The 11,903-nt window shown below is 74.4% G+C and carries 11 protein-coding genes; 8 read left to right on the plus strand and 3 right to left on the minus strand.

Annotated features, from left to right (window positions below; translation table 11 throughout):
* Positions 1-8: 8 nt before the first annotated feature.
* The 3 genes from AB0K92_RS20735 to AB0K92_RS20745 are packed head-to-tail and all read left to right on the plus strand — an operon-like array spanning position 9 to position 5,504.
* Entirely contained in the window at positions 9-980 is a 972-nt protein-coding gene (locus AB0K92_RS20735) for a glycosyltransferase family 2 protein (RefSeq protein WP_365924906.1), read from the plus strand.
* Positions 977-1,780 carry a polysaccharide deacetylase family protein gene (locus AB0K92_RS20740; RefSeq protein WP_365924852.1) on the plus strand — a complete coding sequence of 268 codons (804 nt, stop codon included), beginning with the start codon at positions 977-979 and terminating at the stop codon, positions 1,778-1,780. Before AB0K92_RS20735 ends, AB0K92_RS20740 begins: the two co-directional genes overlap by 4 nt.
* Entirely contained in the window at positions 1,773-5,504 is a 3,732-nt protein-coding gene (locus AB0K92_RS20745; RefSeq protein ID WP_365924854.1) for a lipopolysaccharide biosynthesis protein, read from the plus strand. Before AB0K92_RS20740 ends, AB0K92_RS20745 begins: the two co-directional genes overlap by 8 nt.
* Positions 5,505-5,516: 12 nt before the next feature.
* Here AB0K92_RS20745 and AB0K92_RS20750 read toward each other — a convergent pair whose 3' ends face one another.
* A complete protein-coding gene (locus tag AB0K92_RS20750) occupies positions 5,517-6,929 on the minus strand; it encodes a xylan 1,4-beta-xylosidase (protein ID WP_365924856.1) in 1,413 nt (470 codons plus the stop codon).
* A gap of 203 nt (positions 6,930-7,132) precedes the next feature.
* On the opposite strand from AB0K92_RS20750, the gene AB0K92_RS20755 reads away from it, so the two are divergent.
* Positions 7,133-8,227, plus strand: a complete 1,095-nt coding sequence (locus tag AB0K92_RS20755; RefSeq protein WP_365924858.1) for a DUF5925 domain-containing protein — start codon at positions 7,133-7,135, stop codon at positions 8,225-8,227.
* Positions 8,228-8,242: 15 nt separating this feature from the next.
* Positions 8,243-9,022 carry a DUF72 domain-containing protein gene (locus AB0K92_RS20760; RefSeq protein ID WP_365924860.1) on the plus strand — a complete coding sequence of 260 codons (780 nt, stop codon included), beginning with the start codon at positions 8,243-8,245 and terminating at the stop codon, positions 9,020-9,022.
* 27 nt (positions 9,023-9,049) lie between these two features.
* On the opposite strand, the gene AB0K92_RS20765 is transcribed toward AB0K92_RS20760, so the two are convergent.
* Positions 9,050-9,421 carry a GntR family transcriptional regulator gene (locus AB0K92_RS20765; protein ID WP_365924862.1) on the minus strand — a complete coding sequence of 124 codons (372 nt, stop codon included), beginning with the start codon at positions 9,419-9,421 and terminating at the stop codon, positions 9,050-9,052.
* Between the two features lie 71 nt (positions 9,422-9,492).
* Between AB0K92_RS20765 and AB0K92_RS20770 the strand changes: the two genes are divergently transcribed.
* From AB0K92_RS20770 to AB0K92_RS20780, 3 genes are all read left to right on the plus strand, one after another.
* Positions 9,493-10,425, plus strand: coding sequence for a GNAT family N-acetyltransferase (locus tag AB0K92_RS20770; RefSeq protein WP_365924864.1), 933 nt, complete (start codon positions 9,493-9,495; stop codon positions 10,423-10,425).
* Positions 10,406-10,918 (plus strand): DUF402 domain-containing protein, encoded by a 513-nt coding sequence (locus tag AB0K92_RS20775; RefSeq protein ID WP_365924866.1) that lies wholly within the window; start codon positions 10,406-10,408, stop codon positions 10,916-10,918. Before AB0K92_RS20770 ends, AB0K92_RS20775 begins: the two co-directional genes overlap by 20 nt.
* 196 nt (positions 10,919-11,114) lie before the next feature.
* The gene (locus AB0K92_RS20780; protein ID WP_277347392.1) at positions 11,115-11,249 is read left to right on the plus strand and encodes a hypothetical protein; all 135 of its coding nucleotides are present in this window, start codon (positions 11,115-11,117) and stop codon (positions 11,247-11,249) included.
* A 9-nt stretch (positions 11,250-11,258) separates the two neighbouring features.
* Here AB0K92_RS20780 and AB0K92_RS20785 read toward each other — a convergent pair whose 3' ends face one another.
* On the minus strand, positions 11,259-11,726 hold the full coding sequence (locus AB0K92_RS20785; RefSeq protein WP_365924868.1) for a GNAT family N-acetyltransferase: 468 nt from the start codon (positions 11,724-11,726) through the stop codon (positions 11,259-11,261).
* Positions 11,727-11,903: the final 177 nt, after the last annotated feature.

Consider the following 11,903-nt stretch of genomic DNA (forward strand, 5'->3'; position numbering starts at 1 on the left):
GACCCGCGATCTCCGTCGTCATCTGCGTGTACACCGAGGACCGCTGGGCGGACATCCTCGCGGCGGTCTCCTCGGTGCGGGAGCAGTCCCGGCCGGCGCTGGAGACCCTGCTGGTGGTCGACCACAACCAGGCGCTGCTGGACCGGCTGGCCCGGGAGTACAAGGAGGCCGGGGACGTGCGGGTGCTCGCCAACGCGGGCCCCCGCGGGCTGTCCGCGGGCCGCAACACCGGCATCGCCGCCTCGCGCGGCGAGGTGATCGCCTTCCTCGACGACGACGCCGTCGCCGAGCGGGACTGGCTGCGCCACTTCGCGGCCGGGTACGCCGATCCGCGGGTGATGGCGGTCGGCGGCCGCACCGTGCCCGTCTGGGCGTCCGGGCGCCGGCCCGCCTGGTTCCCGGAGGAGTTCGACTGGGTGGTCGGCTGCACCTACCGCGGCCTGCCGCCCGGCCGGGTACGGGTGCGCAACGTGCTCGGCGGCAACGCCTCCTTCCGCCGGACCGCGTTCGACGCGGCGGGCGGCTTCGCCACCGGCATCGGCCGCGACGGCGACAAGCGCCCGCTGGGCTGCGAGGAGACGGAGCTGTGCATCCGGCTCACCCGGGCGGTGCCGGACGCGGTGCTGCTGATCGACGACCGCGCGGTCATCCACCACCGGGTGCCCGCCGGGCGGGAGCGGTTCGGCTACTTCCGCACCCGGACGTACGCCGAGGGTCTGTCCAAGGCGCTCGTCGCCCGCAGTGTCGGCGCCGGCAAAGGGCTGGAGTCGGAGCGGCGGTACGCCACCCGGGTGCTGCCCGCCGGGGTGGCGCGCGGGCTGCGGGACGCCGTGCTGGCCCGGCCGGGCGGCGCGGGACGGGCCGGGGCGATCGTCGCCGGCGTGCTGACGGCGGCCGGCGGGTACGTCGTGGGGAGCGTGCGGGCGCGCCGGGGCGGGGCCACGTTCTGCGTGGCGCCGGTCGGGAGGGAGAGCAAATGACCGCGGACACCGGTGTGCCGATCCTGATGTACCACGCGATCGACACCGACCCCAGCGACGCCACCCGCGGCCTGTCGGTCACCCCGCGGGCGTTCACCGCCCAGATGGAGCTGATCGGCGAGCTGGGGCTCACCCCGCTGACCACCGCCGACCTCGCCGGCCGCTGGCGCGACGGCCGCCCGCTGCCGCCCCGCCCCGTCCTCGTCACCTTCGACGACGGCTACGCGGGCGTCTACCGGCACGCGCTGCCCGTGCTCGCCGAACACGGCTTCCCGGCCACGCTGTTCGTCTCCACCGGCTGGATCCGGGGTCCCTACGACACCGGGGGCGCCCTGGACACCATGCTCGACTGGGACCAGGTGCGCGAACTGGCCGGCACGGGCGTGGAGATAGGGGGCCACAGCCACAGCCATCCGCAGCTCGACCAGCTCGGCGACGACGCCCTGCGGCTGGAGCTGACCCGCTGCCGTGACCTGGTCGCCGACGAGCTGGGCGCGCTGCCGGTGTCGTTCGCCTACCCGTACGGCTACTCCGACCGCCGGGTGCGCCGGCAGGTGCGGGCCACCGGGTTCGCGCAGGCGCTCGCCGTCGGCAACGAGCTGGCCCGGCGCCGCCAGGGGCCGTACGCGCTGCGCCGGGTCACCGTGCGCCGCGGCACCGGCATCGAGGAGTTCGGGCGGCTGGTCGAGGGCCGCGCGATCGGCCGTACGTTCGCCACCGACCGTGCCCTGACCAAGGGGTACGCCCTGGTCCGCAGAGCCCGACAGGTCCGCCGGAAGGCCATCCGTACCCGTGTCTGACACGACCACCGCAGCGCAGGCCGGCCCCGACGCCCGACCGGAGCGGCCGGCGCCCGGACGGGCCGGCCGCAGCCAGCTGCTGCGCAACGCCTACGCGCTGATGCTCAACACCGGGATCTCCGCGGTGCTGGGCCTCGGCTTCTGGCTGGCGGCGGCCCGCTACTACACCGAGTCGGCGGTCGGCCAGGGCTCCGCCGCGATCGCCGCGATGAAACTGCTCGCGGGGCTGACCGCGGTGACCCTGACCGGCGCGCTGGCCCGGTTCATCCCGGTCGCCGGGCGCTCCACGGGGCGGCTCATCGCCGGGACGTACGCGGGCAGTTCGCTGGTGGTGGCGCTGGCGGCCGGGGCGTTCTGGCTGACGCTGGACCTGTGGGGGCCGTCGTACGCCTTCCTGGCCGGGCCGGTGGGCGGGCTGGGTTTCGTGGTCGCGGTGGTCGCCTGGAATCTGCTCACCCTGCAGGACGGGGTGCTGACCGGGCTGCGCAGCGCGCTGTGGGTGCCGGTCGGCAACACCGCGTTCTCCGCGGTGAAGCTGGGGCTGCTGGTCGCCTGCGCGGCGACCGTGCCGGCCACCGGGGTGTTCGTGTCGTGGGTGGCGGCGATCGCCGTCTCCGTGCTGCCGCTGGGCTGGCTGGTGTTCCGGCGGCTGGTGCCGCGGCACGTGCGGGCGACCGGGAACCGGTCGGCGCCGCCGTCCCCGCGGGAGGTCGGCCGGTTCCTGGCCGGCGACTGCACCGGCTCGCTGTTCTCGCTCGCGGCGGTCTATCTCGTCCCGGTCATCGTGGCCGCGCAGGTCGGCTCCGAGGACAACGCGTACTTCTACGTCACCGCCACCATCGGCGGCACGGTCAACCTGCTCGCCATCAACATGGGGGCCTCGCTGACCGTCGAGGGCTCGCACGCGCCGGGCCGGCTGGCCGCCGACACGCGCGCGGCGCTGCGCCGGATGGCGAAGATCATGCTGCCGGTGTGCGCGGTGCTGTTCCTCGGCGCGCCGTGGATCCTCGGGGTGTTCGGCGCGGGCTACGCGGACGCCGCCACGCCGCTGCTTCGCTGGTTCGCGGTGGGCGCGCTGCTGCGGGTGGTGATCGAGACGTACTTCGCGGTGCTGCGCGCGCAGAGCCGTACCGCCGGGCTCGCCTGGCTCCAGGGCCTGCTCTGCGCCCTGGTGCTCGGTCTGACGCTGCTGCTGCTCCCGCGGATGGGGCTGACCGGCGCGGGCGTCGCCGAGATCGCCAGCCTCGCGGTGATCGTGGCGATCGCCGCGCCGAAGCTGTACCGGACCGTGCGGGCGGTGCCGCCGCCCGGTGCCGTACCCCCGGAGGAGGAGGCCGCGGACGGGACGGCGGCCGGTGCGGGCGCGCGTGAGGCGCCCGCCGGATCCGCGGGCCGCCGGCGCCGTCCGGGCTGGGCGCTCGACACGGACACGCTCATGCTCGGCGTGCGGGTCGACGTCGACCATCCGGAGCGCCGCCCGGACGTGCGTCCCGGGCCGGGCACACCGCCCGCGGGCATACCGGTAGCGGACATGCCGGTCGCGGACATGCCGGTCAGGGACGCGGGGGTTGCGGACCCGGGGGCGGGCGCGCCGTTCGAACGGGACGCCGAGCGCCCGGTGGAGGAAGGGGGAGCGTCCGAGCCCGTGCGGGTCGCCCGAGAGCCGGCTGCGACGCCGGAGGTGCCGCCGCCGTCCTGGCGGGAGCGGCTGATGCCCACCCGTCTCGGGGTGGTCCTCGGCTGTCTGCTGATCGCCGCGCTGCTGCTGTACTGGGTGCCCGCCGCCCGCCTCGGCGAGGCCGACCTGGACCGGATGGGCGGGCTGGGGCTGGTCTCGGTGCTGCCCGCCGCGACGCTGGCCGGTGCCGGGCTGCTCGTGGTGGTGTTCGCGTCGCTGCTCCGGCCGGCCCGCGAGCACCGGACGCTGCTGCTGGTGACACTGCTGGCCACGGTGGTGTCCCTGCACGCGCTGCCCGCCGTGATCGAGACCGAGCCGCGGTTCGCGACCGCCTGGCAGCACCTGGGGTTCCTCGACCACATCGAGCGGACCGGGACGGCCGTACCGGACCTGGACGCGCGCGGGAGCTGGCCGGGGTTCTTCGCGGCGGCCGCCTTCGTCGCCCAGGCCTGCGGCGTCGACGACTTCACCGAGGTCATCCGCTGGTGGCCGACGCTGATCCAGCTGGCGTATCTGGCGCCGGTGTTCCTCCTGACCCGCTCGCTGCGGGCGGGCTGGCGGGCCCGGTGGGCCGGTGTGTGGATCTTCGCGCTGAGCGGCTGGGTGGGCCAGGACTACTTCTCGCCGCAGGGCTTCACCTATCTGCTCTACCTGGTCTTCGTGGCGGTCCTGCTGGTCTGGTTCCGCGCCCCGCGGGTGATCTGGACGCGGCTGCGGCCCGGCGAGGCGGAGGCCGAGCCGGTGAACCGGCGGCAGCGGGCGGTGCTGCTGCTGGTGGTGACCGGTCTGTTCCTGGCGAGCGTGCCGGCCCATCAGCTCACGCCGTTCGTGATGCTGGGCGTGGTGACCGTGCTGGTCCTCGTCGGGCGCTGCGAACTGCGCGGGCTGCCGCTGCTGTGCGGGGTGGCGGTGGTGTCGTGGATCGGCTTCATGGCGGAGCCGTACTGGTCGGGGCACTTCGACGAGTTGTTCGGCGGGATCGGCGGGGTCGGGGGCAATGTCTCCTCGTCGGTGTCCGGCCGGATCGAGGGCGGCAGCTCCACCCACAAGCTGGTGCTGTACACGCGGGTGGCGCTGGCCGGCGGGGTGCTCGCGTTCGCCTGCTGGGGCTGGTGGCGGCGGCGCCGGGCCGGGTACCGCGAACGGTCCCTGCTCGTCCTCGCCTTCGTGCCGTTCCTCGGTTTCGGCATGCAGTCCTACGGCGGCGAGATGGCGCTGCGCGTCTTCCTGTTCGCCCTGCCCGGCGCGGCCCTGCTCGCCGCCCTGGCGCTGTTCCCGCGCACCGGGGTCACCGCGACGGAGCGCGGCCGGGACCGGGCGAGCCTGGCCGTGCCGGCCACCCTGCTGGCCGGCCTGGTCCTCATGGGCGGCTTCCTGGTGGCCCGCTGGGGCAACGAGCCGTTCGAGCGGATCCGGTCCGGCGAGGTCGCCGCCATGGAGTACGTGTACGCGCACGACGATCCGAGTGTGCGGCTGCTGTGGCTGAGCAACGACACCGTCGAGAACGTGACTCCGGCGATGCCGTGGGGCGCGCGGGACATGGAGAAGGTGGAGTATCTGCCCACTCTCGCGCCGGCCGACCCGGTGCTGGTGTCGGGGCTGGTGAAGGCGCTCAAGGACGCGGGCCCGAACGCGTACCTGATGGTCAACCGCAGTCAGGTCACCTACCTGGTGATGGACGCCGGCTACGCCCCCACGTGGGAGTCGCGGCTGATCCGGAACCTGGACCGGCGGCCCGAGCTGCGCACGGTGCTCGCCAACGACGACGTCACGATGTACGCGCTGCGCGAGCGGCCCGCGGGCGAGGTCCCGGAGCCTGATCCCGGCCCGGCCGGTCCACGGGTGACCTGGACGCCGTGGTCGGTGGTCGGCGCGCTCGCGGCGGCGGCGCTGCTGGTGCTGCTGGCGGCCCGGGAGGTGGTCCGGGTCGCGGCCCGGCCGGGGGTGCGGCAGCTGCGCGCGCTGCAGAGCGGTTTCTGGTTCTCGCTGCCGCTGCTGGCGGTGCTGCTGGCCTCGCTGGCGCAGCGGTTTCTGACGCTCGAGTGAGGGGGCGGGGCGTCAGCGCGTCAGCCAGGTGACCTCGTAGGCCTGGAGGTGGACGGTGCGGCCGTCGACCTTCGCGGTCAGGGCCCGGTCGCGGGTGTTGACGACGAGGGCGGTGCGGTCGGTGGCGAGGACGCGGACGTCGTCGCGGGAGACGGGGACGCTGTCGTAGCGCGTGCCCGGCGGGAACGCGGCGGCGAACCGGGAGACGAGGCCGTACATCGGCAGCTCGCCGCCGCCGTCCGGGCGGCCGGTCGGGGTCCACAGGCAGCCGGGGCACTCGGGTCCCTTCTCGGCCTGCGGGTTCCAGTAGAAGCCGGAGGTGGCGCCGCCCTCCGCCATGGCGATCATCCCGGCGGCCTGGACGGCGACCCGGTGCGTCTCGGACCAGCCGTGGCGGTGGTCGTCGCCGTCGGCGGGCTCGACGTAGTACTCGGCCCACCACAGCGGCAGGTCGCCGCCGGTCTGCCGGCGCACCCACTCCCCCACCGCGGTGAACTTGCCGGTGGCGGTGAACTCGTCGGGCAGCAGTTCGTCGTCGCGGGTGTAGCTGGAGCCGTCGACCACGACGAAGTCGGCGCCCGCCTTGTGCCGGTTCCAGTAGGCGAAGGCGTCCAGCACCCGCTGGTCCAGGGCGCCCCAGGGGCCGTTCAGGGCGGCCGAGGCGTGCTCGTCGCGCGGGTCGAGGCTGTCCATGACCAGGTAGGGGCCGCCGACCATGATGTCCTCGTCGACGTCCTTGAGCGCCCGGTACACGAGGTTGTACATCCGGGTGTAGCCCTCGTGGTCCCAGCGGTGCCCGGCGTCGTTCCAGAAGCCCTTGAACTCGTTCCAGACGATGAAGTGCCGTACGTCCGGGTAGCGCTTGGCGACGGTCGCGGCGAGGGCGGCGAAGTCGTCGTAGTGCCCGGGGTCGGGCGCGGTCTCCAGGGCGGCCTGGCTCCAGTCCGTCTCGCCGGCCCCGGCCTCGCCGCCCTTCATCCAGTCCGGGGCGCAGCACAGGGTGATGACCGGGGTGGCGCCGGAGGCGCGCATGAAGTCGACCCGCGCGTCGAGGGCCGCGAAGTCGTAACGCCCCGGCACCGGTTCGGGGTTGTCGGCGCCCCAGCCCATGATGTGCTGGTTCTGCGGCAGCCCGGCGTCCTTCAGCCGGTCCTCGACGCGGGCGACGGCGCGCGGGCTGCCCTCGTCGGCGCTGAACTGAGTGTGCGTGAAGCCCCAGCCGACGTCGGGGCGCGGCCGGCCGGGCGGGGTGGCGGGCGTGCCGTGCACCTTGTCGCCGTCGGGTGAGGTGCCCTCCGTGGCGGGGCCGCCGCCGGGCAGCGCGCCGACCAGGGTCACCAGCAGGGCCACGACGGCCGCCGACACGCCGAGCAGCGCGGCCAGCCGCCACCGCCGGACCCCCGCATCCCACCCGTGTCGTCCCATCGAGGGCAACAGTAACGGCGGAGACGGGCGCCGGGGCAGAGGTCGCCGTAAAGCACCGAAGGGGCGCGTAAGGGGCAGTACGAGACGAGAGGCGCGCGCCCGGCACCGGGGCGCGTACGCCGACACTCCGGGCGCGCGGCGACACTCCGCGCGCACCTCGGAAACCGGGTGCACGAGGCGGCCGGGTGCCCGATCATGGCGGCATGTCCGCGAACCCACACGACGCACTGCCGATCCGGCTCACCGTCGACGACAGCGACTCGCCGTCCGATGTCGTCGACGCGCTGTTCCTCGGCCGTTTCGCGACGGGCGAGCAGCCCTACTCGCACGCCGCGAACATCGACCGCGTCCGCTCCGGGGCGACCCTGCTGCCGCCGGACGCGCGCGTGCTGCGGGTGGCCCGCGACGACGACCGCAGCGCCACCCTCGCCGAGGGCGACGGCTGGACGGTGCTGGTCTCCCGCTGGAACCGGGGCGCCGACGTCACCGTGACGGCGACCACGGCCGACCTGGCGAAGAAGGTCCTCGACCAGGCCACGGACGGCGCGGCGGACGAGCCCGAGCCGCAGCCGGAGAACGTCACGATGGGCTTCTGGTACGTCTCGCCGAGGCGCGGCCCGCACCGGACGACCCGGCAGATCTCGGCGGGCACGTGGGACGAGGTGCGGGGCAACTACACGGCGCCGGTCGCGGAGGCGATGGACCGCCTGATGAAGACGACGCCGGAGGACATCGCGGGCCGTCTGCTGCTGCTGCACGGTCCGCCCGGCACCGGCAAGACCTCGGCGCTGCGCACCCTGGCCCGCTCCTGGCGGGACTGGTGCCAGGTGGACTGCGTGCTGGACCCGGAGCGGCTCTTCAGCGACGTGGGCTATCTGATGGACATCGCGATCGGCGAGGAGGACGCGGCGGGCAAGGGCCGCTGGCGGCTGCTGCTGCTGGAGGACTGCGACGAGCTGATCCGCGGCGAGGCCAAGCACACGGCGGGCCAGGCCCTGTCGCGGCTGCTGAACCTGACGGACGGCCTGCTGGGCCAGGGCCGCAACGTCCTGGTCGGCGTCACGACCAACGAGGACCTGGAGCGGCTGCACCCGGCCGTCGTGCGCCCCGGCCGCTGTCTGGCCCGCATCGAGGTGGGGCGGCTGACCCGGGCCGAGGCGGTGAACTGGCTGGGCACCGAGGAGGGGGTCGGCCGGGACGGGGCGACGCTGGCCGAGCTGTACGCGCTGCGCCGGGGCACGTCCCCGGCGTCGCTGCCGGAGCCGCGGGGCGGGACGGAGGCGGGGCTCTACCTGTGATGCTTTGATGGGGTTATGCCTGTGCACGTCGGCACGTCGGGATGGCAGTACAAGGACTGGAAGGGCGTCCTGTACCCGCCGGAGGTGCCCACGCGGCGCTGGCTGGAGGAGTACACGCGGTGGTTCGCCACCGTCGAGATCAACAACGCGTTCTACCGGCTGCCGTCCCGTGAGACGTTCGAGGCGTGGCGGGAGCGGGTGCCGGACGACTTCGTTGTCGCGGTCAAGGCCAGCCGGTATCTGACCCACATCAAGCGGCTGAAGGACCCCGGGGAGCCGGTGGAGCGGCTGATGACCCACGCGGCCGGTCTGGCCGGCCGGCTGGGCCCGGTGCTGCTCCAGCTGCCGCCGACGCTGCGCGCGGACGCCGCCCTGCTGGACGCGTGCCTGGGCTGCTTCCCGCCGTCGGTCCGGGTGGCCGTCGAGCCGCGGCACGAGTCGTGGTGGACGCCGGAGATCCGCGACGTGCTGACGTCCCGGGGCGCCGCCCTGTGCTGGGCGGATGTGCTGTCCCGCCCGGTCACCCCGCTGTGGCGCACGGCCGGCTGGGGTTACGTCCGCTTCCACCAGGGCCGCGCCCGGCCCTGGCCGCGCTACGGCCGCCAGTCCCTGGAGACCTGGCTGCGCCGTATCGCGGAGGCGTTCGACGACGGCGACGACGTGTACGCGTACTTCAACAACGACCCCGGCGCGGCGGCGGTGGCGGACGCGGCGGCGTTCGGCCGGCTGGCCGTGGCGCGGGGCCGCACGGTGACGCGGACACCGGCGGGGCTGGCGGGTGCGCCCGGCCGGTGACCCGCGGCGCTCACCGCTCCCCGGTGCTCACTCCCCGTACGCCGCCCGCAGCGCCTCCCGTACGGCCGTCAGGGCCGCCTCCCGGCCGGTGCCCAGGCGGTGGGCGCGCTCGGCGTACGACCGGGCCGCCGCGGCCAGCTCGCGTTCCGCCGCCGCGCCGGCCGCGGCGACGAACGTGCCGTTGCGGCCGCGGGTCTCGATCACGCCGTCCGTCTCCAGGGCCCGGTACGCCTTGGCGACGGTGTTCGCGGCCAGGCCCAGCGACTCGGCCAGGCCGCGCACGGTGGGCAGCCGGTAGCCCACCGGCAGCTCGCCCGACCGGGCCTGCGCGGAGATCTGCGCGCGCACCTGCTCGTAGGGCGGTACGGCGCCCTCATCGATGTGGATCTTCAAGGTCACGGGCCGATTGTCCCGCAGCCCCCGGAAAATGGGAGGCACCCGGCCCCGCCCCTTGCGTAACGTGCGCCGACATGACCGTGATCGTGCGCGAGCTGCGTCCCGGGGCCCGGGCCGACGCCGAGGGTTTCGCCGGCGTGCGGCGCCGGGCGCTGCCGTTCATGCCGACCACGCCCGAGTCCGTGCTGCACGACCTCGCCCACAGCCATCCCGGCGCCCGTCACCGGCAGCTGGTGGCCGAGGAGGACGGCGAGATCGTCGGCACCGCCCAGGTGGGACTCGCCCACGACAGCCCGGAGCCCGGCCAGGGGTATCTGAACGTGTACGTCGATCCGGAGCGGACCCGGCGCGGCGCCGGTTCCCTGCTGGTGCGCACCGGCGAGGAGTACCTGGCGGCGCAGGGCGCGGCCCGGCTGTTCGCGTGGGTGCTGGACGAGCCCGCGCACCGCGCCTTCGCCGAGCGCCACGGCTACCGTCCGAGCCGTTCCGCGCACTTCCTGCGCCTGGACCTGGCGAACGCCGCCCTGCCGCCGCCGCAGAGCCCGCCGCCGGGGGTCGAGGTGCGCTCGGCGGCCGCCTTCGCGGACGACCCGCGCCCCCTGTTCGAGCTGGACGCGGAGGTCACGGCGGACGAACCCGGTGACGTCGGCGCCGAGTTCACCGACTACGAGGCCTGGCTCGCACAGACCTGGCAGCACCCCCTGCTCGACCGGGAACTGACCGCGGTGGTGGTCGCCGACGGCCGCCCGGTGGCGTTCAGCGCGGCCCACACGGACCGCGCGCACCGCCGCTACGGTTCCGCGATGACCGGCACCGCCCGCGCCTTCCGCGGCCGGGGCCTGGCGAAACTCGCCAAGAACGCCTCCCTGCACCGGGCCCGCGCCGCGGGGTACACGGAGGCGTTCACCGGCAACGACACCGGCAACGGCCCGATGCTCGCGATCAACGCGTGGTTCGGGTACGAGATCTGCGCGACGGAGGTGCGTCATGTCCGGGACCTCGGCTGATCGGGGACGTGGGTCCGAGCGGGTGGAGGTGGTGCTGGTCAAGGCGGGCCGGACGAAGATCCGTTACGCCGCCGAGCTGCTCGCCGACGACGGTGCCCGGATCGCCGTGCGGGCCGCCTGGGCGGGCGACGGCGTGCGGGACTTCGGCTTCGTGCGCTTCGAGCCGGGCGATGTCTTCACCGAGTACTACTGGCGGGACCGCTGGTACTCCGTGAAGGAGGTCCGCGCGGCCGGCGGCGCCCTGAAGGGCTGGTACTGCGACATCACCCGCCCCGCGGTCCGCACGGGCGCCGAACTCGTCGTGGAGGACCTGGACCTCGACCTGTGGCGCTCGGCCGACGGCTCGGACGTACGCCGTCTCGACGAGGACGAGTTCGCCGAGAGCGGCCTCGCACAGCGCGATCCGGGGGCGGCGCGCGCCGCCGTGGCCGCCCTCGACGAGCTGGAGGCCCTGGCCCGGGCGGCGGGCGGCCTGGAGTCCCTGCTGGCCTGAAACCGCCTGCCGGAACCGGTCACCCGGTGTGCGCAGGCGATCACACGGGTTTGCCGTGGCCCCAATGGTGACACCCGCCACTGACAACCGAATCGTGACAGCCGCCACTGACACCCCTGGCGGCGATGAGGAAGTCTCGGTGAACGGGTCTACCTCCGTGACAGCGCGGAGCTCGGTGGCCCACGAGGAGGCAGTCATGCGCCGTGTGATGCACAAGCCCCTGAAGAAGTCCGACGCGCGCCGCATCCGCGAGGAGGCCGCCGAGGAGCGTCCCGCCGGCCGCCCGGAGGTGCGCAAGGACATCGCCCGCACCTGGTGGCCGGAAGGGTGAGCCAGGCGGCTAAGCCGGGCGGTGCAGAAGCTTGCGGTAGTGGATCCGGTCGTACGGCCCGTCGACGCGCCGCTCCACGACCTCGTAACCGTACTTCGGGTAGATCTTCTGGTTCTCCCACATCATCGCGTTCGTGTAGAGCCTGATCTCGGGCAGGCCGAGCACGCGCGCGTGTGCGTCGGCGAACCGCAGCAGCCGCCGCCCCACGCCCCGGCCGTGGGCGTCCGGGTGGACGGCGATGCTGTCGAGGAACAGATGGTCCTCGTACGCGTCCAGGACGACGAGTCCGGTCACCGGGTCCCCGGTGACGAACACCCGCCCCGCGGCCACGTCCGCCGCGTGGTCCGCCTCCATGGGCTGCGGCACGACGCCGATGCGGGCGATGTAGGGGCGGTACGCCGCGTCGGTCACCGACCTCACGGCGGGTATGTCGGCGGTCACCGCCGCCCTGATCTCTTCGTGGCAGCTGTCGTTCACGCTCCGGACGGTAGCTTCCTGAGCGCAGTCTCAGCACGTCCTTAACGGCAGCATAAGGATCTCCGCCGGCCGCCTCCGGCAGGCGATTTCGCGGTTCTCCGGGGCTAGCTTCTGATCACCCCACGGGATCCCACGGACCCGACGGAAGCACTCGCCCCGACCGCCCCAGGAGTTCCG

This window comes from Streptomyces sp. NPDC052687, assembly GCF_040678395.1.
In the GTDB taxonomy this organism is placed as follows: Bacteria; Actinomycetota; Actinomycetes; order Streptomycetales; family Streptomycetaceae; genus Streptomyces.